This window comes from Pseudomonas sp. FA-1 (assembly GCF_056856075.1).
The window spans coordinates 238,083-257,394 of sequence record NZ_JBWXTH010000002.1; the positions used below are offsets into that span (position 1 = coordinate 238,083).

At 63.2% G+C, this 19,312-nt stretch carries 17 protein-coding genes and 2 pseudogenes; 1 reads left to right on the forward strand and 18 read right to left on the reverse strand.

What is annotated here, in order from left to right; all coding sequences use genetic code 11:
* Nucleotides 1-15: 15 nt before the first annotated feature.
* A complete protein-coding gene (locus AC1MHZ_RS05110; protein WP_084856743.1) occupies nt 16-558 on the forward strand; it encodes a L,D-transpeptidase family protein in 543 nt (180 codons plus the stop codon).
* 32 nt (nt 559-590) lie between these two features.
* Here the strand turns inward: AC1MHZ_RS05110 and AC1MHZ_RS05115 are convergent.
* The 18 genes and pseudogenes from AC1MHZ_RS05115 to AC1MHZ_RS05200 all read right to left on the reverse strand — a co-directional run.
* A pseudogene (locus AC1MHZ_RS05115) lies at nt 591-989 on the reverse strand (hypothetical protein); the annotation flags it as partial.
* A 205-nt stretch (nt 990-1,194) separates the two neighbouring features.
* The gene (locus AC1MHZ_RS05120) at nt 1,195-1,530 is read right to left on the reverse strand and encodes a DUF7716 domain-containing protein (RefSeq protein ID WP_416767994.1); all 336 of its coding nucleotides are present in this window, start codon (nt 1,528-1,530) and stop codon (nt 1,195-1,197) included.
* Nucleotides 1,531-1,547: 17 nt separating this feature from the next.
* The gene (locus AC1MHZ_RS05125) at nt 1,548-1,727 is read right to left on the reverse strand and encodes an HNH endonuclease (RefSeq protein ID WP_482966093.1); all 180 of its coding nucleotides are present in this window, start codon (nt 1,725-1,727) and stop codon (nt 1,548-1,550) included.
* A gap of 51 nt (nt 1,728-1,778) precedes the next feature.
* Nucleotides 1,779-3,091, reverse strand: a pseudogene (locus AC1MHZ_RS05130) (type IV secretion protein Rhs); the annotation flags it as partial.
* A gap of 253 nt (nt 3,092-3,344) precedes the next feature.
* On the reverse strand, nt 3,345-3,908 hold the full coding sequence (locus tag AC1MHZ_RS05135) for an imm11 family protein (RefSeq protein WP_482966094.1): 564 nt from the start codon (nt 3,906-3,908) through the stop codon (nt 3,345-3,347).
* Nucleotides 3,905-8,098 carry an RHS repeat-associated core domain-containing protein gene (locus AC1MHZ_RS05140; RefSeq protein ID WP_482966095.1) on the reverse strand — a complete coding sequence of 1,398 codons (4,194 nt, stop codon included), beginning with the start codon at nt 8,096-8,098 and terminating at the stop codon, nt 3,905-3,907. The genes AC1MHZ_RS05135 and AC1MHZ_RS05140 overlap by 4 nt, the downstream gene beginning before the upstream one ends.
* Nucleotides 8,099-8,418: 320 nt before the next feature.
* Nucleotides 8,419-9,078: a hypothetical protein gene (locus AC1MHZ_RS05145; RefSeq protein ID WP_482966096.1), complete on the reverse strand. Its 660-nt coding sequence runs from the start codon at nt 9,076-9,078 to the stop codon at nt 8,419-8,421.
* Entirely contained in the window at nt 9,075-9,461 is a 387-nt protein-coding gene (gene gspM / locus AC1MHZ_RS05150; RefSeq protein WP_482966097.1) for a type II secretion system protein GspM, read from the reverse strand. The genes AC1MHZ_RS05145 and gspM overlap by 4 nt, the downstream gene beginning before the upstream one ends.
* Entirely contained in the window at nt 9,458-10,564 is a 1,107-nt protein-coding gene (gene gspL / locus AC1MHZ_RS05155; RefSeq protein ID WP_482966098.1) for a type II secretion system protein GspL, read from the reverse strand. The genes gspM and gspL overlap by 4 nt, the downstream gene beginning before the upstream one ends.
* Nucleotides 10,561-11,151: a PulJ/GspJ family protein gene (locus AC1MHZ_RS05160; RefSeq protein WP_416768159.1), complete on the reverse strand. Its 591-nt coding sequence runs from the start codon at nt 11,149-11,151 to the stop codon at nt 10,561-10,563. Before AC1MHZ_RS05160 ends, gspL begins: the two co-directional genes overlap by 4 nt.
* Nucleotides 11,148-11,516, reverse strand: coding sequence for a type II secretion system protein GspI (locus tag AC1MHZ_RS05165; RefSeq protein ID WP_084856735.1), 369 nt, complete (start codon nt 11,514-11,516; stop codon nt 11,148-11,150). The genes AC1MHZ_RS05160 and AC1MHZ_RS05165 overlap by 4 nt, the downstream gene beginning before the upstream one ends.
* Nucleotides 11,513-11,950, reverse strand: coding sequence for a type II secretion system minor pseudopilin GspH (gene gspH, locus AC1MHZ_RS05170; protein ID WP_368829787.1), 438 nt, complete (start codon nt 11,948-11,950; stop codon nt 11,513-11,515). Before gspH ends, AC1MHZ_RS05165 begins: the two co-directional genes overlap by 4 nt.
* A 3-nt stretch (nt 11,951-11,953) precedes the next feature.
* Nucleotides 11,954-12,388 carry a type II secretion system major pseudopilin GspG gene (gene gspG / locus AC1MHZ_RS05175; RefSeq protein ID WP_084856732.1) on the reverse strand — a complete coding sequence of 145 codons (435 nt, stop codon included), beginning with the start codon at nt 12,386-12,388 and terminating at the stop codon, nt 11,954-11,956.
* Nucleotides 12,389-12,417: 29 nt separating this feature from the next.
* Nucleotides 12,418-13,620, reverse strand: coding sequence for a type II secretion system inner membrane protein GspF (gspF, locus tag AC1MHZ_RS05180; protein ID WP_482966099.1), 1,203 nt, complete (start codon nt 13,618-13,620; stop codon nt 12,418-12,420).
* Nucleotides 13,621-13,622: 2 nt separating this feature from the next.
* A complete protein-coding gene (locus AC1MHZ_RS05185; protein WP_084856728.1) occupies nt 13,623-15,071 on the reverse strand; it encodes a GspE/PulE family protein in 1,449 nt (482 codons plus the stop codon).
* Nucleotides 15,071-17,023, reverse strand: a complete 1,953-nt coding sequence (gene gspD, locus AC1MHZ_RS05190) for a type II secretion system secretin GspD (RefSeq protein ID WP_482966100.1) — start codon at nt 17,021-17,023, stop codon at nt 15,071-15,073. The genes AC1MHZ_RS05185 and gspD overlap by 1 nt, the downstream gene beginning before the upstream one ends.
* 3 nt (nt 17,024-17,026) lie before the next feature.
* A complete protein-coding gene (locus tag AC1MHZ_RS05195) occupies nt 17,027-17,452 on the reverse strand; it encodes a pilus assembly protein PilZ (RefSeq protein WP_084856727.1) in 426 nt (141 codons plus the stop codon).
* A complete protein-coding gene (locus tag AC1MHZ_RS05200; RefSeq protein WP_482966101.1) occupies nt 17,449-19,089 on the reverse strand; it encodes a bifunctional UDP-sugar hydrolase/5'-nucleotidase in 1,641 nt (546 codons plus the stop codon). The genes AC1MHZ_RS05195 and AC1MHZ_RS05200 overlap by 4 nt, the downstream gene beginning before the upstream one ends.
* Between the last annotated feature and the right edge of the window lie 223 nt (nt 19,090-19,312).

Here is a 19,312-nt window from a genome sequence, read left to right on the forward strand (position 1 = left end):
CAGGGATACGGTTTCATGCGCTGGTTGCTCGCCCTTTTCTGCCTTTGCGTTACGTCGGTGTCCCAGGCTGCGTTCACCGAGACCATCATCCGCAAGCCACAGGACGCCACGCAGTCCTCGGTCACCCGTCAACCGTTGGTCGACAAGGTGCTGGTGCTCAAGTCCGAGCGCCGCCTGCAACTGATCAGCCGTGGCGAGCCGCTCAAGACCTACCGCATCTCCCTGGGCAAGCAACCCAAGGGCACCAAGGAGCGCGAGGGCGACAACCGCACCCCCGAAGGCCTCTACTGGCTGGACTGGCGCAAGGTCAGCGACCGCTTCAACCTGGCCATGCACATCTCCTACCCCAATATCAGCGATGCCGCCCGCGCCCGCCGTGAAGGCGTCAACCCTGGCGGCATGATCATGATCCACGGTACGCCCATCGACGAGGAATACCCGGAGTGGTACTTCCACACCCTGGACTGGACCGAAGGCTGCATCGCCATGCGCAACGCGGACATGCAGGAAGTCTGGAGCATGGTCAAGGACGGGACCTTGATCGAGATTCGTCCCTGATTCCTACATTTCATCGGTTCTGTCAGAAGCTTCTGCCAGGTGCTGCCGTCCGGGTAGCTGACCTGGGTCACCAGGGTGGTCAAGTGGTGATACTCGTAGGCGATCTTGCGGCCCAGCGGGTCGGTATCCTCGAGCAGGCGGGCGAACTCGTCGTACTTGAAGGCGAGTTTGTTGTCGTCCGGCAGGCCTAGCCCGACCATGTTGCCGTGTTCGTCCAGCTCGATGGCATAGCGCTCGCCACCATAGTCCCGGCTGGCAACCACGCGATGGTCAGCGTTGTACTGCACTTCCAGCTCGCGACCGAGCACGTCGGTGGTCCAACTGGTGCGGGCGCTCAGGTCGTAGCGGAAATGGTAGTGCTCACCGTTGCTGGTCCAGTGCTCGACCACCCGTGGTTTGCCACCCTGGGTTTCCCAGCGGTAGTGACAGCCTCGGTCAGGGTGCCGTCGGACACGCTACCAATAGGACTGAGACTTACGCCTCAGTCCATAAGTCTGAATTTTAAATATCGATTGGCTTGCAGGCTGGGAACGTGAATACAACCTACGTATGTCTGTGCGAGGCTAACTTGCCTCGCACATTTTGCCTTCTACCGATCAAAGCGCCGACTCATGTGAAGAGATTAAAAGTAAAAAATCACAAATCGATAAATTCATCATTATCTTGATAATAATTTAAGGACTTAACATAGTCATCATACGATGCATCAGGCTTTTGCTCCGCCAACAACGTTACAACATCAACAAATTGCTGCCCCGCATAGAGATAACTCAGCCCTGCTTTTTTTACGGACTCTGGATAGATCTCCTTATCGTCTTTAACGCTTGGATAATCCGCCACAAAATATTGCATCTTTAAATCTAGGTGATCTTGATCCTGACCATAAAGACAAAAGTCATCGTCTTGCTCTGCAAAAACCTTAACATGCTCGATTAGCTCTGAAAGAGCATAAAACTTATCCTTCAATAACATGACATTTCTCCAGTTGATCAACCACAGCAAATTTTTCCGGTTGCGCCGTCAAGCTTGCCTTTTCGCCCTTGAGCGCCACCACCCCATATATCTCTACCGCCTTTACCAGTCGGGTGGTATAAACTATGATTCGACTTATGATCCATACGATCCACTAGAGATAGCCTATTAACATCCTCGTGGTGGTGCCACGTCAAGCCAGGGGGCTGCCACTTTTACCACCTGTCTTAGCCCACTCCTCAAGTTTTGAGGTGCCCGCTGCCGTAGTACAGGTGGTTGACCTTGCGGCCATCTGGCAGGGTCAATGTGGTCAGGTTGCTGAGCGGGTCATATTCATAACTGAGCGTGCCAGCGGGCGTGATTTCTTTCGTCAGCCGGCCCAGCAGATCGTAGGCGTACTCCAGCTTCTCTTCCGTGACCCCAAGCTGCTTGCCGATCCCGGTCGGTTGCCGCTCGATGCTCACTAACCGGTCGCCGTCGTCGTACGCAAAGGTCTGGCTCGCATCGCGGTTGATCTTGGCGACCAACCGGCCAATGCTGTCACGCTCGAACAGCGTGTGCCGTTCCGGGCGTTCGGCGTTTTCGCCGTAGCCAATCTCATCCAGTCGGATGAGATGACCTCCGACGTTGTAGCTGAAACGTCGGGTCAGGTTATCCACCCGTACTTCTTCGACCAACCGGTCCGACGCATCGTAGGCAAAGCTGTAGGTCGCGTTGTTCTCGTTGACCAACGCGGTCAGGCGAATGGCTTTGTCGTACTCGTAGCGAATTCGCTGGCCCTTGGCGTCCTGGCGGCTGCTGGGCAGGCCTCTTGAATTGCGCTGCAGGCGGGTGGTTTGGCCCTTGCCGTCGGTGTGTGCGATTACCTGGCCGAGGGTGTTGTAGGTGAAGGTTTCCGAGGTGCCGTCCGGGTGGATGATTTTCAGCACCTCACCGTCTGGTTTGCGCTCCAGCGTGGTCGTCTGGTTCAGCGCATCGGTGACGGCGACCAGGTGTTGACGCTCGTCGTAGCGGTAATAGGTACTTTTGCCCGAGCAGTCCTGGTAACGCTCGACCTGGGCCTGGGTGTTCCACCACAGGTACTTGGATTTGTAGGTCGCGTCGGGGTTACCGTCGGGCAAGGTGAGGCCGACGATGTTGCCGAACGCGTCGAAATCGATCTTGTAGCGTTCGCCACCGAAATCCCGGCTGGCGATGACGCGGTTGTCCTCGTTGTACTGGATCTCCAGTTCGCGGCCCAACACGTCGGTCGCGCAACTGGTACGTTGGCCGAAGTCGTAGCGGAAATGATAATGCTCGCCGTCGCTGGTCCAGTGCTCGACCACGCGCGGTTTACCGTCCTGGGTTTGCCAACGGTATTCGCACATCAGGCCAAGCGCATTGCTGTGGCGTACCATCAGGCCGTCGGCGTAGTGGAAATGCCGGACGGAATCACGTTGCGGTTGATGACCTCGATCAGTTGGCCGTTATCGTCATAGCGATAGCGCACCAGGGTTTCCACAGCTTCCTGATCGACGATGCGCTTGACATCTGTCAAGCGCCCCAGGGGATACTCTATGTAAGTGAGAAAAAACTTGGCCTACCGTACTTTAGGTAGAGCCGAAACGCATATTTTTAAAGAGCCAGACAGGCTACCTAGAAATTATATCCACGCCGTTTTTTAAAACGCCTTACCTGGACCGTCTACCCAAATATCACCCCCTACAAAAACCCTATAAGCCCCGATAGACCAAAAAGTCGAAGCCGCATTAAACCAGGCGACCAATAAAGCAATTAAAGCAAGCCACAAAACGACAAAAATCAACAATAGGAAATCACATACTCTCTCTTCCGTCGACAAAACAGATTCCGACCACTAACTTGGATTTAATAAAATCAGCCACCTGATCCGAAACTATAATGCGCGACATGCTTTCAGAAGCACGAAAGACTGAATGAACAGGGGCTGCACTGCTTAAAACAATATTACTAAATCTCTTGGGACCATTCGGCATTGACTTTATTAGCGGTTTGAAAACACTTTTCTCCATATCAAACGCACTTTCAACCGCCATGTAATTTACTGCAAAGTAATCATCATACCAGTTCCCATTAATCATGACACTGGCTTGAACAAGTTGAATATCCTCCATAAGATTCATCTCTTGAAAAATATTCGCAAGACGAGAACTCACCACATCTGGACCATCACTAAATAGATAGTCATACTTACGAATGGAGTTCAAGCTCACCTTGTTTTTAAGGAGAAATTTCACCGAGAGTGGCTCAGCAACAATCCGCTGCCCTTCTTGGAATTTCAAATGATCTATGCAATCTTCATGATCATAAGAAAGCCAATACTTTTCAGGATAATTTTCTGCAGGCTCAAGCAATTTCATCCGCACGCTCCAGTTCTAATGGAATTTTTATTTAATTTAATCTGTCCTTTGCGAAGCCCTTGACGGTTTTCATTGATCATATCATCCACCGCTGCCTTGTATTGGGCCTGACTCCATTTTTCTTGCCGGCCAATTTTTTCTATTTCATTTAAACTAGCCTTGACATCACGACTATAACTTGGATGCGAGCCTTGATGGATCGTACGCGTAGGATGATATTCTTCATGCGTCGGGAGATAAATTACATTATTTAGCGCATGAATATTCATGCCCGATGCCTTTAGAGCCGGATGAGCTGCAAGTTGCTGGGGAATAATATGGTGCTTTTGGAACCCCTCAATACTTGGCATTGTGTTATATGTTGCCAACCCCATCGGGTCGAGCCATAGTATAGGGCTAGGAGCATAAAGGTATACATTAATCCCCCCCGATAGGCCGATAGGATCTTGCGTCACAAACCGTCCCACCTGCGAATCATAGTATCGGTAGGTGTTGTAATGCAGCTCTGTTTCATGATCGAAATACTGTCCTTGGAAACGCAGATTCTGCTCAATCTCATTGACGGCTAACTGCTCAATCGCCCCCCACGAACGATACGTCGCCTGCCAAACGATCTCACCGTCGCTATCCGTAAGCTCCAGCGGCGTACCGATCTGGTCCGTATGGAAGTAGTAGACCTTCTGCCCTTCCCCTTCGACCTGATCGACACGTGCCAAGGGCGCATAACTCCCCGGCTCATAGAAATACAGAATGCTCTGCCCTGGCGTCTCCTCACGCAGCATCCTCAGCCCTTGCCAGAGGAAGCGTTTCTGCTCGACCTCGCCGTTGATTTCCGACTGCTTCGCAACCCGCCGTCCCAAGCTGTCATAACGGTAGTGCCCGGTGCTTTCCAGCTTGCCATTGACCGTTGTTTCCGCCCGAACCAGTCTGTTTTCGCAATCATAGGCAAAGTGCTGCAGCTTGCTGTGCCCCGAGCGCTTCTCGATCAAATTGCCCCAGGGGTCGTAGCTGTACTCCTGGTCCCGCCACTGTTTGATCCGGTTGTCCTTGACCTTGTCGAACTGGCGCGCGTTGAAGTCCAACCGGTTGGCCGCTGGGTCGTAACGAAACTCTTCGCTCCCAATCAGCGAGCCGGTATCGCGGCTGCGCAATTGCCCGTTGGCTTCGTATTCGTATTTAACCTCGCCGCGTAGCTTGTCCAGCGTGCGCACCAGTTCACCCGACGGGTCGTACTGATAACGGCGGTGGATCGGGTTGTAGGCATGCTCCACTAGCAGCGAGGTATTGATGCCGGTGTTGTGCACTTGCGAGAGCTTGTCAGCCGGCAAGGTCGAGGCAAACTGCCAGGCCTTGCGCCCCATGGCGTCATAACCGAAGCAACTGGTGAGCTTGCCCTGGGTCCGATACACCTCGCGGTGCAGGTCATCACGCTCCATGTCGGTGATCACCTGGCCGTCCAGGTTCAGCTGGTGCAGGTGCCCGCTGCCGTAGTACAGGTGATTGACCTTGCGGCCATCTGGCAGGGTCAATGTGGTCAGGTTGCTGAGCGGGTCGTATTCGTAACCGAGCGTGCCATCGGAAGTGATTTCTTTCGTCAGCCGGCCGAGCAGATCGTAGGCGTACTCCAGCTTTTCTTCCGTGACCCCAAGCTGCTTGCCGATCCCGGTCGGTTGCCGTTCGATGCTCAGTAACCGGTCGGCGTCGTCGTACGCGAAGGTCTGGCTCGCATCGCGGTTGATCTTGGCGACCAACCGGCCAATGGTGTCACGCTCGAATAGCGTGTGCCGTTCCGGGCGTTCGGCATTTTCGCCGTAGCCAATCTCATCCAGTCGGGTGAGATGACCACCTTCGTTGTAGGTGAAGCGCCGCGTCAGGTTGTCCACCCGCACTTCTTCGACCAAGCGGTCCGACGCATCGTAGGCAAAGCTGTAGGTCGCGTTGTTCTCGTTGACCAACGCGGTCAGGCGAATGGCTTTGTCGTACTCGTAGCGAATTCGCTGGCCCTTGGCATCCTGGCGGCTGCTCGGCAAACCCCGGGCCGTGCGCAGCAGGCGGGTGGTCTGGCCCTTGCCGTCGGTATGGCTGAGCACCTGGCCATAGACGTTGTAGGTGAAGGTTTCCGAGGTGCCGTCCGGGTGGGTGATCTTCAGTACCTCACCGTCCGGTTTGCGCTCCAGCGTGGTGGTCTGGTTCAGCGCGTCGGTGACGGCGACCAGGTGCTGGCGCTCGTCGTAGCGGTAGTAGGTGCTCTTGCCCGAGCAGTCCTGGTAACGCTCGACCTGGGCCTGGGTGTTCCACCACAGGTACTTGGACTTGTAGGTCGCGTCGATGATGGTATGCGGCAGGCCATCGTCGCTGTTCAGGTACTCGGTCATCTGGCCGAGGGCATCAAATTCGGCGAGCAGGTTGCCCTTGTCGTCGTAGCGCGCTCGCCAGGTGCTGCCGTCCGGGTAGCTGACCTGGGTCACCAGGGTGGTCAGGTGGTGATACTCGTAGGTGGTCTTGCGCCCCAGCGGGTCAGTTTCCTCCAGCAGGCGGGCGAACTCGTCGTACTTGAAGGCGAGTTTGTTGCCGTCCGGCAGGCCCAGGCCGACCATGTTGCCCTGCTCGTCCAGCTCGATGGCATAGCGCTCGCCACCATAGTCCCGGCTGGCGACCACGCGATGGTCGGCGTTGTACTGCACTTCCAGCTCGCGGCCGAGCACGTCGGTGGCCCAACTGGTGCGGGCGCTCAGGTCGTAGCGGAAGTGATAGTGCTCACCGTCGCTGGTCCAGTGCTCGACCACGCGCGGCTTGTCGCCAATGGTTTCCCAGCGGTAGTGGCAGCCCAGGCCCAGCGCGTTGCTGTGGCTGGTCATCAGCCCTTCGGCGTAGGTGAAGCCGCGCACCGAATCGCCGTTGCGGTTGATCACTTCGCTCAGTTGGCCGTGTTCGTCGTAGCGGTACTGGGTGAGCGTTTCCACCGCTTCGTTGTTCACCACGCGCTTGATGTCGGTCAGGCGGCCCAGCGGGTTGTCATAGTGCAGGTGCACCCGCGTGCCGCCGGTGGCGCTGATGTCGGTCAGCCTGCCTTCGGGTGTACGGGTGAAATGCAGGAAGTGGCCGAGGGCGTTCTCGATGCGTTGCAGCGGCACTTCGGTGTTGGTGTCTGGCACTTCGCCGAAGTAGAAGAACAGGTTGTCCAGCGTTTGCAGGAGGTAGTGGCCGCCCTCGGTGCACACCAGGTACACCTGCTCGTGGGGGTTGTAGATGCGCTCGCCTGGTTGCAGGGTGACGAAGGGGACTTCGCGGCCCTGGTTGTCGGTCAGGTAGATGAAGCTACCGCTGCGGCGCAGGCTCTGCTCCCATGGCAGCACCCAGCCACGGCCGAGTACGCTGTCGACGGTCAGGTCGCTGGCGTAGAAGCGCGACCATTCGATCGGCATGAGGCCCGGGAGGTTGAAATCGACTTCGTCGTGAATGACCTTGCGCCCAGTCGTGAGGTCGACCGGGTTGCCCACCAGGCCGCCCACGGCACGCTCGATCGCGGGGCCGACCACATAACGGCTGGCCACCTCGCCGGCCACGAACCCGGCGGTGAACTTGGCCACGCACGGCATGATGGCCTTCATGCCGGCCTGGCTACCGGCCTTGATCAACTGTGCAATGCCGCCGGCAGCACCCGCGATGGCCATCAGCACATCGACGGTGGTGCGTAGCCATTCGGGTACTTCGTCGTCTACCGGCAGGTAACGGTAAGTGCCGCCGCCGATGATGACATTGCCCGAACCGCTGGTAATGGTCGCGCCGCAAGTCAGCTTGTCGCCATTGCGTGCGGCGGCCACGCTGTTGATGAAGACGTTGGTCGAGCCTTCGGCGATCTTCACCGGCCCGGGATGCTTGTTGCAGGCACCGATGCTTCTCTCGACGCGGGCAGCCTTGCGGCCGTTGATGAAGACGTTGGGGGAGGCCGTGGTTATCGTCCCTGTCGGGGACGAGAACATTTTGCCTATCGCCTCCCCTGCGGCAACCAGCAAGCTGCCTCCGATACCGGCTGCGAGGCCGGCCAACAAGGCCACGCCGAACCCGCATGTGAACGTGGCGATGGCCACCGTGGCCACCAGCGCGATCCCCAGGGCCGCTCCGATCAGGAAGCCCCCCAGCGCGCTGGTGTGTGAAATCTCGTCGCCGAACCTGGCCGCTTCGAACATGAGGGTTACTCCTGTTCGCCAGGAACGGGATCGCCTGCGACCGGGTCGCGTCGATCCATAAACATCAGCATCTCCATGAAATGCACGGTGAAGGTCCTCAATCCGATTGCCGTGTAATCATCCGTGAAAGGCGCTGAGTTAATAGGCTGGGGCGTTGCACTGTCAACCGAGTGAGGGCCTTGTCTGACGCGGGTTACAGGTGGACAAAAATGACATCAAAAAGCCACACACCAGAGAAACCGTTGCCTCCTGAGCCGAAGGTTGGCGGTTCAGTTCAATGGGCCTTTTTGTAATTTCAGAAGCGTCTGTAGGAAAAATCGCTACCACTGGAGCTCTTTTCGACCAGACAGCACTTGCGGCCCTAGCCATTGCATGCCCCGCAACACCGCAATCAGCCCGGCATCTGGCTGCAAATCGAGCGCGACCGTTGCCCGGTGCGCCAGCAGGTCGGCATCCAGCTTCAATTCATGTTGCCCCATCTGCGTCAGTTGCCCGCGCAAACGCCAGCCTGCATGACAGTCCATCTCAACCCAGCCCTGCCCCAACCCCAGCGACCAGGGCGCAGCCAGCGCCAAGTCTTCCACCGCAAGCCGGCCTTGGGCTTGCAGGCATCGCGACCCCTTGCCCTGCAGACGAACCACGCCTTGCCATTGCCCCGCCAACCGATAGACCGACGCAACGCTGGCGCGCGGTCCCAGCGCCTCGAGCTCAGCCTGCCACTGCCACGGCCAACCGCTCAGGCGGGCGCTCCAGCCTTGCCCTTGGTACGCCAGGTCTGCCTCGAGCTCGCGATGCCAGGGGCGCCACTGCCAGCGCACCGGGCCGGCTTCGCCTACCTGACGGGCTTCACCCTGCCATAGGCTCCCAGACACGCCGGCCACCGGCAGGGCCTGGCCACGCAGCACCCAGCCGGCAGGCAGCTCGACCACCAGGGTCAGGCAGAACACCACCATCAGCCATACCCAGCCACGCCGTGTCATGGTCGCAACCACAGCGCGAAGCGCAGGCCCTTGGCGTCCCGCTCCAGGCCCCATTGCAAGGGCTGGGCGCCATCGATCTGCACGGCCTGCAGCCACCCTTGCAGCACCTGCTCGTCGGCGACCAGACCATGCAGTTGCCAGGTTTGGTCGTCGGCTTGCACATCCTGCAGCTCGATCCCCCGTGCCTGGGCCGACTGACGCAGGCGCTCCAGGCTCAGCGTCGGCCCATTGCGCAGCCCTGCAGCCGTGGCGGCCAAGGCTTGCCACTGGTTCGTCTCGCGCCACAGGGCCAAGCCTTCACGCCCGGCCAGCAACGCCAGCAGCGATGCAATCAGGCTCCAGGCCAGGACCATGCGGTAGCGTCGCACGCCCTCCAAGTTCATGTTGCGTCCCCCAGGTCGAACACCACTTGCCATTGCCCTGCTTGCCCATCGCCCTGCACCTCGACGCGTACGCCCGCGCCCGAGGCCATCGCGTCCCAAGGCGGCGCGGCGCCATCACCCTCCATGCGAAGGTGCCAGCGCCGGCCATCGAAGCGCACGGCCTGCAGGCGCCAACGGGGTTGCTCACGCAGCCAGGCCTGCAAACGGGTTTGCAGGTCCTCGAGCTGGCGCAGGCGCAGTTGCCGTTCCGTCTCGGCCCCCTGCAGGCGCTTGAGGGCCTGTGCGGCCTGGCGTGACGACGCCTGTTGGCCTACCACCGCGTGTACCTGGGCTCGCCATAGTTGCGCCTGGCACCATTGCTGGTGCGTCCACAACCCGGCCCATAGCGTGCACAACAGCAGGCAAGCCAGCATCAGGCGCAGATGCACGCGCGGCAGTTGGGGCCTGCGCCAAGTTTGCGTACGCTGCTGGGCGAACAGCCCGGGCAGCGCGTCGAGGTTGGCCAGGTGCGTCGGCCAGGCGCCCTCCATGACCTCCATCGGCAGGCCCGCCCAAGGCGAACGCGGGGCCTCGCCCAGGGCCTGCGGCCAGGCCAGCCAATGCTCGCGGCCATCCTCGAGCACGCCTCTGAACAGCCTCATGTCCGTCGGCTTGCGCCATTGCCATGCCGTGCCCGTCGTCGGTGCCGGCAGCAGCTGGAACTCCGCCCAGCAGCGCTCGAGCGGCAATCCCCAGGTTGCACACTGGGCTTGCCAGGCTTCGAGCTGCTGGCGGGCCACGACTACCAGGCGTACCTTGCCCGCCAGCCGGGCAAGGTTGGCGCAGGCCAGGGTCTGGGGGTCCTGCAACAACTGGTCCTCCAGCAGCAATGGCCACTCCTCGCGCCTGAGCCCAGCAGGTGCAGGCACCTGAAAATGGCTGCACGCCTCCCCCGGCACCACCAGGGCTACACGGGCGTGCGGCTCGGCTGGCGGCTCGCCCTGGCCCTGGCGCAGCGGTGTGTCGCCGTCCACCAGCAACCAGCCCCAGGGGGCGTCGGCCTGGCCGGGGCGCAGCAGGAGCCAGGGCCGGCCCGACGCGGGTCGGCGCCACTCAAGTTTCATGAGCGCCCCCAGGGCAATACGAAGGTGCAGGCATACGGTGCTCCATCACGCTGCAGATGCAGGCGCACGCCACGACCAGGGTGCACCGGTTGGTCGGAAGGCCAGGCCAGCCAACGGCCCTCCTGGAAATAGAGAATGTGCATGGCGTCCACCCGCTGCAGTTGGTCACGCAGCACCCAGTGCGGCTCAGCCACGGCGTACAGGTCTGCCGAGCTTTCCAGCAGCAGGCGCTGGCCCTGGGCATCGAAGCGCAGGCGCTGGCGCTGCAGGCGCGACCCGCCCTCGGCCTGCGGCCAGCCGGTTGCAGCCACCCAGAACAAGGTGTTGCGCTGCGGCTGCCAGTCGAGCCAGCGCACCGCCAGGGGCAGGCGTTGTTCATACACCCGGCGCAGCACCGGGCTGTCGAAGCGACGCTCCAAGGCCAGGCAGAACTCCAGGACGCTGTCTGCGTCGGCAGACGTGCCGAGGCGTTCGCGCACCTTGAGCCAGCCGTTCACCAGCGCCGCGAGCATGACGCCGAGCACGGCGGTCAAGGCCAGCGCCACCATCAGTTCAATCAGGGTCATGCCTCCCTGGCGCGCGTTCATGGGCGCTCCAGGAAAAGGCTGTACTGCCCCAGCGGCAGACGTTGGTCGGCGTCGGCGAACAGCCGCAACTGGCCCCGGCGCAAGTCGCGCACACCTGTGCCACGCAGTTGCAACTGCCAGTGGCAGGCCTGCCCGCCCTGGTGCAGTACGCCGCTGTTCTGGTTGGACGGTGGCCAGTAGCGCTCCACGGTAAAACGCGCCTGCAGTTCGCGCGCGCAGAGCAGGCCCAGGCGATGCTGTTGCACGCTTTCCTGCACGGCCAGGCGCTGGCGCAGCACCTGGCTGGTGATCACCGCCAGCACTGCGGCGATCGCCAGGGCGACGCTCACTTCGAGCAAGGTGAACCCTCGCTGGCGCGCCTTCATGAGCCCTGGATCCTGCGCAGCTGGCCATCACGCCCCCACGCCCAACGCTCGCTGCCTTCGGCCCAGCGCCAGGTCAGGCTGCCCGGCTGGGCCCAGCCCTGCGGGGTGAACACCAGTTGCGGTGCCTGGCTCGCGGGCCAGTCCGGGCGCAGCGCCGTGGGCCAGTCGCCCAGGCGGGTCGGCTCGGCTACCCAACCTGCCGGCTCACGCCGAACGAACTCTGGGCGCTGGCCGTTCCAGCGCAGGCCACGCAACTGGCCCGCGTGCCGGGCCAGGGCAGACTGGCTGCGGATCTCGGCGGCCAGGCGCGCCAAGGCTTGATCGGCGCCAGCCTTGCCGCCGTCGAGCCAGGCCACGCCGAGCCCGGTCATCAGCCCGGCGATGGCCAGCACCACCAGCAACTCGAGCAGGCTGAAGCCGCGTTGGCCGGTCACAGGTCAGAGCGCCCAGTTGCCCAGGTCGGCATCCAGGCCCTCGCCGCCCGGCACGCCATCGGCCCCCAGGGAATAGACATCGACCCGGCCATGCTCACCAGGCAAGCGATATTGATAGGGCGTACCCCAAGGGTCTTCCGGCAAGCGACGGATATAGCCGTCGCTGCGCCAGGCCCGTGGCAGCGGCTCCTGGGTCGGCTTCTTCACCAGGGCCGCCAGGCCCTGTTCGCTGCTGGGAAAGCGCAGGTTGTCCAGGCGGTACATGTCCAACGCCTGTTCCAGGGTCGCCAGGTCGGCCATGACCTTCTGGCGCATGGCCTTGTCCTGGTTGCCCAGCACGCTGGGGGCGACCACGGCGATGAGCAGGCCGATGATGAAGATGACCACCATGATTTCCATGAGGGTGAAGCCACGCTGGCGGGGGCGTCGGTGCTGCATGTCGGTGCTCCTTTTCACATTGCGGGTTTTCACAGTTGCAGGCCCTGGTTGAGCTGCATGATCGGCAACAGCACCGCCAGCACGATGAACAGCACCACGCCGCCCATCACCAGGATCATCAGGGGTTCGAAGAGCGCCATGGCGGTGTCCACCTGGCGGGCGAAGCCGCGCTCCTGGTCATCGGCCACGCGCTCGAGCATGTCGGCCAAGGTACCGCTGGCCTCGCCGCTGCCGACCATGTTCACCAGCAGTGGCGGGAACTGGCCGCTGGCATCCAGGGCCCGGTGCAGGCTGGTACCGCCTTCGACCTGAGTACGCACCTGTTCCATGGCCTGGCGGATGCGTCGGTTGCCGACCGTCTCGGTGGCCACCTGCAAGGCTTCGAGCAGGGCCACGCCGCTGCCGCAGAGGATCGCCAGGCTGCGCGCGAGCCGCGCGCTCTCCAGTACCTGCAGCAGTGCGCCGACACGCGGCAGGCGCAGCAGCAGGTCGTCGCGGCGCAAGCCCCAATGGGGCTTGCGCAGCAGCCAGGCGCACAGCAACGTCGACAGGATCGCCAGGCCGAGCAACCAGGGGCCTGCCGTGACCAGGCCCTGGCTGAGCCCGATCAACAGCGAGGTGACCAGGGGCAGGCTCTGCCCGGAATGGGCGAACTGCTCGGTGAGCTTGGGAACCACGAAGGTCATCAGGCCGATCACCACCGCCAGCGACACCCCCATCAACACGCTGGGGTAGATCAGTGCCGTGCGGGCCTTGTGCTGCTGGCGCTGCACCTGCTCCAGATGATCGGCCAGGCGCGCCAGCACCTGGGCCAGGCGCCCGGAGCGCTCGCCGGCTTCGACCAGGGCACAGTACAGGCCGGTGAAGGGGGCGCCCTGGCGGGCCAGGCTGCGCGCCAGCCCCAGGCCTTCGGCCAGCGAGCCGCGCACGGCGACCAGTACCGTGTGCAACGCCGGCTGACGCAGTTGCCGCTCCAGGGTCGCCAGGGCATCGACCAGGGGAATGCCGGCACCGGTCAAGGTCGCCAACTGCCGGGTCAGCTCGCACAGTTGCGCCCGGCTCAGGCGTTGTCGGTGCGGCTTGCTTTCGCCCGGGTCCTGGCGCTGCAATTGACGGGCGAACAGGCCCTGCTCGCGCAACAGTTGCCGGGCATGGCGCTCGGTGTCGGCCTGCACGCTGGCCTTGTGGGTCCGCCCGGCCATGTCGACCGCCTGGTATCGGTAGGTCGGCATGCTCAGCCCTGCACCACGCGCAACACTTCGGCCAGGCTGGTCCGGCCGCGGGCCAGGCAGTCGCTGGCCATGCCCACCAGGCTCTGGCGCCGGTCGGCGAGGTAGCCTTGCATGGCCACCTCGCTGGCGCCGTCATACAGCAGCGCCACCAGGCCGGCATCCAGTTCGATGAATTCGTAGAGGCCCAGGCGCCCCACATAGCCAGTGCCCTGGCACTGCTCGCAACCGACCGGGTGGTAGGTCTCGTCCAGGTTCGCAAGCTCAGGCCACAGACGCCGCTCGGCCGCCTGCAGTGGGTGTGGCACGGCACATGGGCACAACCGCCTGACCAGGCGTTGGGCCAACACGCCACGCAGGCTGGAGGCGATGAGGAACGGCTCGACACCCATGTCGCGCAGACGCGTCACCGCGCCCACGGCACTGTTGGTGTGCAGGGTCGAAAGCACCAAGTGCCCGGTGAGGCTGGCCTGCACCGCGATCTGCGCGGTTTCCCGGTCACGGATCTCGCCGAGCATGATCACGTCCGGGTCCTGGCGCAGGATGGCACGCAGGCCACTGGCGAAGGTCAGCCCCGCGCGTGGGTTGATGGCGGTCTGGCCGATGCCGGCGATGGCGTATTCCACTGGGTCTTCGACAGTGAGAATGTTGCGGCTGCCGTCGTTGAGGCTGTTGAGGCAGGCATAGAGCGTGGTGGTCTTGCCCGAACCGGTGGGGCCAGTGGAAAGCACGATGCCATTGGGGCGGGCCAGGCAGCCACGCAAGCCGTGCAGCACCGCTTCGGTCATGCCCAGGTTGTCCAGTGCCAGCAGGCTGGCCTGTTTGTCCAGCACGCGCATCACCACCCGCTCGCCGTGGATACCCGGCAAGGTCGAGACCCGTACGTCCACTTCGCGCCCGGCGGCGCGCAGGGTGATGCGCCCGTCCTGGGGTTGGCGCTTCTCGGCGATGTCCAGGCGTGCCATGACCTTGATCCGCGACACCAGCATGGCCGACAGCGCCCGCGGCGGGCGCAGCACCTCGCGCAGGTGACCGTCGATGCGCAGGCGCACCACCAGGCTCTGCTCGAAGGTCTCGATATGGATATCCGAAGCGCGCTGGCGCAAGGCCTGGGCGAACAGGCCGTTGATCAGGCGAATCACCGGCGCTTCGTCATCGCTTTCGAGCAAGTCCTCGATGCGCGGCATCTCGCTCATCAGCCCGGCCAGGTCGACCTGGTCGCCGATGCCTTCGATCAAGGCCTCGGTGGCCGACTCCCCCGCTTGGTACAACAGGCCAAGACGCTCGTCGAAGGCAGCACGGTCCAGGTATTGGCAGGCGAGCGGCCGGCCATGCACGCGCAGCAGCTCGTGAAGCTGGTCGCTGTCGGCATCGTCGCGCAGCCACAGCTGCCAACCTTCGGCACTCGGGGCCATGGCCAGGCCGGCCTGGCGTGCCAGGCGATATGGGAGCATCACCAGTCCCCGCCTTCCAGGCGCGCACGGCTGGAGGGGAACACCTTCAGCAATTGCGAGCCCTCGGCCAGCTCCGGCAGGTGCAGCGGCGTGCCCTGCTGCAGGCTGCGGTATTTCTCCTGGCTCAGGCCCGCCAGGCTCTGGCCGTCGCGCAGGATGCGCGGGCGGATGAACACCATCAGGTTCTGCTTGGTGTTCTTGCTGGCGTCGGAGCGGAACAGCCGGCCCAGCCCCGGGATGTCGCCCAGCAACGGGACGCGCTGGTCGCTGGTGCTCAGCTCGTCGCTGATCAGGCCACCGAGGATCACCAGGCCATTGTCCTCGACCATCACCTTGGTCTTGATTTCGCGCTTGTTGGTGATGACGTCGCTGGCCGCGCTGGAATCAGCGATCGACGAGACCTCCTGGACGATGTCCAGGCGCACGCTGTTGTCGATGTTCACCTGCGGCTTGATACGTAGCTTGACCCCCACTTCCTTGCGCTCGATGGTCTGGTAGGGGTTGGCGTTGTTCTGGGTCACGGAGCCGGTGACGAAGGGCACCTCCTGGCCGACCAGGATCGACGCCTCGGCGTTGTCCAGGGTCAGCAGGGTCGGCGTCGACAGCAGGTTGAAGCCGCTCTTGCCCTTGAGCGCGTTGATCAGCATGGCGAAGTTGAAGCCGCCGCCGATATGGCCGATGCCGACGGTGGCACCGGTGGTGGCCGAAAGCAGCTTGCCGAGCTTTTCGTTGTCGCCGCTGGCGGCCGCCCCGGCGACGTTGGCGATGTTCACGCCGTTGCTGCCGAAGTTGACGATACCGGCGCCGAACTTCTCGTCGGCGAACAGCCATTGCACGCCCAGCTCCTGGGCCTGGCTGTCGCTGACCTCGGCGATGATCGCCTCGACCACCACCTGGGCACGGCGGATGTCCAACTGCTCGACGATGTTGCGGTAGGCGGCCAGCTCGCTGTCCGGGCCGACCATCACCACAGCGTTGGTGCCTTCTTCGTACTCCAGGCGAATACCCGAGTCGCTGGCCATCGCCACCGGCGCCTCCTTGCCCTGCCCTTCGCCTTCGGTCGGCACCGCGCCGCTCTGGCTGAGGCCGCGCAATACCTTGACCACCTCACTGGCGTTGGCGTGACGCAAGTAGATCACCTGGGTGTTGCTGCTGTGCAGGCTGTCGCTGGGCCGGTCGAGCTGGGCCAGCAGGGCGCGCACGCGCTCGCGGCTGTCCGCGCTGCCGCGTACCAGCAAAGCATTGCTGCGCGGGTCGGCCACCACTTGGGCGCTGTCGGCGCCCTGCTCACGGGCCAGCAAGCGGGTTACCAGCTGGGCTGTGTCGGCGGCACTGGCGTGGCGCAGCGGCATCATCTGCAGGGGCTCGTCGCTGACCTGGTCGAGCTGGCGCAGCAGGCTGTCGATACGCTCGAGGTTGCTGCGCCAGTCGGTCACCACCAGCAGGTTGGCCGCCGGATACGGGGTGATGACACCGACCCGGGGGTCGATCAGCGGCTTGAGGATGCCAAGCATCTGTTCGCTGGCAGCGTTGCGCACGTTGAACACCCGGGTGGCCACGCCATCGCTGCCCTCGCTCTGCCTGCCGGCGGCCTCCACAGGCACCGGCTCCAGGCGCGCGGCCTGGTCGGGGACGATCTTCACGCTGCCGTTGGGCAGGTCGACGGCGGCAAAGCCCTGGGCACGCAACTGGGCCAGGAAGATGTCGTAGATGGCCTCGGCGTCATGGCGATCGACGGTGCGCACGGTGACCTTGCCCTTGACCCGTGGGTCGACGATGAAGCTGGTGCCGGTGATGCGCGACACGCTGTCGATGAACTCGCCAAGGTCGGTGTCGACGAAGTTCATCTCGTACAACGGCGTGCCGTTCTCGTCGATCTCCTCGGGCTCCTCGGCCCAGGCCAGGGCAAGGCCCAGGCTCAACATTGCGGCCACACAGTATCTTGCAAACATCGCTCATCCTTGCCGCTTGAAGCCGGTCACGGCGGGCCGTGGCGGCCAGGGCAGGCGTTCGCGCCGCCCCTGGTTGTCGAAAATCAGGCCATCGGCGTCGATGGCCTGCAGCACGATGCCCGGCGCCAGCCGCTGGCCAAGGCCGAGGGTGCGTACCTGTTCGCCGAAACGCAGCACCACCACCGTGGCGGACAGCGGCTGCGCCTTGAGGCCTCCCAGGTAGCGCAGCGGCAAGCGGGTCAAGGGAATGACGCCATCGTCGAGCGCGGGCTGCCAGTGGCCGGCCATCAGACCGGGCAGGCCCGTATCGCGGCTGTCGGGAGCACGGGCGGGCTGCAAGGGTTGGCTGAGCTGCAGCACGCATTGGGCGGCGAGCCAGCCGGCCAGGGTCAGCAGCGATGCGCCGAACAGGCGGCCGCGCCAGGTCACGACGCCACCTGCCGAGGGTGCCAGCCGGGATGGCCCTGTACATAGCGCACATCCGGCCGTTGCAGCGTGTCCAGCTGCCAGTCGGGGCGCTGGCGCAGCAGCCAGGCCTCGACCTTCTGCCACAACGGCTCGCCGGCCTTGGCATCGAACTGCAGGCCAAAGGTGCGGCACAGCCCTTCGACCGGCTCGAGGCCCGCGACCCGCTTGCCCTGGGGGCTGTAGCTCAGGCGCCAGGCCTGGCCTTGCCAGCGGGGCAGGTCCTGGCTGTTGTCCAGCAGCAGCGGGTCGCCGAACAATTGCTCGGCGGCGTTCTCCAGCACCTGCTCGACCTGCCGCGCCGGCGCCTCGACCACCGGTGCCGGGTAGCCGCCAGACAACGCGATCAGGTGTTCGCGGGTGATGAATTCACCGCTGGCCAGCGGTGCGTCGTAGCGCAGCCCTGGCAGCAACACCGGGACGCTGCTGCCGTCGGCCAGTGCCTGGTGCAGCAAGCGGTCCCAGCTGCCGCCGAGGGTGTCGCGACGCCAAAGGGCTTCCGGCGCCCTGGCCAGGGGCTGGTCAAGCCAGGCGGCATGCCCGGCGCGTTGCAGGTGCAGCTGCGTACGCAACTGGCTGGCGCGGCCCTGGGCAACCGGGCCGAGCTGGTGCTCGAAGGCGGGGAAGAATTGCGCCGTGAACCGCCACTGCCCGGCCACCTGCTGGCAACGCAGGCGGAATGCGCCACTGACGCGGCAACCGGCAAACAGCACCGGCACGCGCCGCCCGCTGGCCTGGGTGACCTCTACCGGTGCGGGCCAGAAGTCCTGGCCGCGGGCGCAAAGCAGCACGTCGAGCTCAGGCACCCGCTCGGCCAGCCACAGGCCAGGGCCGGTGCCGACATCGGCCAGCGCCACGACCAGGTCGGCTTCACGGCGCGCCTGCTGAAAAGTGGGCAACAGTGATTGGTACCACTGTTTAAGGGAGGCTTTCTGGTCTTGGGCATAGGGGTCGGTCACCCCGACCACGGCAATGCGCGCCCCGCCCCGCTCGAACACCCGCATGCCATCGATGGCCAGTGCCTTGGCCTGGCTGACTGCGAGGCCGGCACCAACAGTGGTGGCCGGTGCCTGGCGATACAGGCCGGCGCAACGCTGCGGCCAGAGCACGCGTTCGTCACTGCTGACCCGCACCTCGCTGCCCAGCAGCTGGCTGCCCTGCACACCGCTGTCGCCGTGGGTCAGGTAGGCCAGGCCGCTGCCGTTCCAGCATTGGCCGTTCTCCAGGGTCAGACTGTTGTTCGCCCCCGCCTCGCCACGCAATTGCTCCAGCAACGCCGCCAGCACCGCATAGCCACCCAGGCGGGCATTGCCGGCCTGGGTGGCATCGAGCAAGGGGGCCAACGCGGGGTCGAACGCCAGGGCACTGGCGCCGGTCATCCAGGGTGCACGCCCCAGGTGGCTGACCGGCCCCAGCCGGGTCGCTGGCACCACGGGTGGGCCGGGCTGACGGGTGTCGAGGGTGTCGGCGAAGTAGAGCAGGTCCACCGCGGCGTTGTCGCGGCCCCGCCCCGGGAATGTGGAGCAGGCGCCAAGCAAGGGTGCCAGTGCTCCGACACCCATCCAGCTGATGACTTCCCGCCTGCCTACACTGCTTGCCATCGCCCCCGCCATCCTCGCCCGTCTCCTTGTTGGGTCCCGGATATTGCGGCGCCTGGATGACAGTTTGATGGCAGATATCCGACAATGATTCCAAAAAAATCTTTGTAACGCGATGCTAAGAACGGCCTGTTTTAAAAAGCCCTTAACATTTCTGCCAACCAATCATCATCTTTGCGCTCTACAGTCGCGGTTTTCTTCAACTCAGCCAACCTAAGGACACCCT

Excerpts from the sequence above, each read along its gene's own strand:
- AC1MHZ_RS05110 (WP_084856743.1), top strand. The coding sequence starts at position 16 with ATGCGCTGGTTGCTCGCCCTTTTCTGCCTTTGCGTTACGTCGGTGTCC.
- AC1MHZ_RS05120 (WP_416767994.1), bottom strand. The coding sequence starts at position 1,530 with ATGTTATTGAAGGATAAGTTTTATGCTCTTTCAGAGCTAATCGAGCAT.
- AC1MHZ_RS05135 (WP_482966094.1), bottom strand. The coding sequence starts at position 3,908 with ATGAAATTGCTTGAGCCTGCAGAAAATTATCCTGAAAAGTATTGGCTT.
- AC1MHZ_RS05140 (WP_482966095.1), bottom strand. The coding sequence starts at position 8,098 with ATGTTCGAAGCGGCCAGGTTCGGCGACGAGATTTCACACACCAGCGCG.
- AC1MHZ_RS05145 (WP_482966096.1), bottom strand. The coding sequence starts at position 9,078 with ATGACACGGCGTGGCTGGGTATGGCTGATGGTGGTGTTCTGCCTGACC.
- gspM (WP_482966097.1), bottom strand. The coding sequence starts at position 9,461 with ATGAACTTGGAGGGCGTGCGACGCTACCGCATGGTCCTGGCCTGGAGC.
- gspL (WP_482966098.1), bottom strand. The coding sequence starts at position 10,564 with ATGAAACTTGAGTGGCGCCGACCCGCGTCGGGCCGGCCCTGGCTCCTG.
- AC1MHZ_RS05160 (WP_416768159.1), bottom strand. The coding sequence starts at position 11,151 with ATGAACGCGCGCCAGGGAGGCATGACCCTGATTGAACTGATGGTGGCG.
- AC1MHZ_RS05165 (WP_084856735.1), bottom strand. The coding sequence starts at position 11,516 with ATGAAGGCGCGCCAGCGAGGGTTCACCTTGCTCGAAGTGAGCGTCGCC.
- gspG (WP_084856732.1), bottom strand. The coding sequence starts at position 12,388 with ATGCAGCACCGACGCCCCCGCCAGCGTGGCTTCACCCTCATGGAAATC.
- gspF (WP_482966099.1), bottom strand. The coding sequence starts at position 13,620 with ATGCCGACCTACCGATACCAGGCGGTCGACATGGCCGGGCGGACCCAC.
- AC1MHZ_RS05185 (WP_084856728.1), bottom strand. The coding sequence starts at position 15,071 with ATGCTCCCATATCGCCTGGCACGCCAGGCCGGCCTGGCCATGGCCCCG.
- gspD (WP_482966100.1), bottom strand. The coding sequence starts at position 17,023 with ATGTTTGCAAGATACTGTGTGGCCGCAATGTTGAGCCTGGGCCTTGCC.
- AC1MHZ_RS05200 (WP_482966101.1), bottom strand. The coding sequence starts at position 19,089 with ATGGCAAGCAGTGTAGGCAGGCGGGAAGTCATCAGCTGGATGGGTGTC.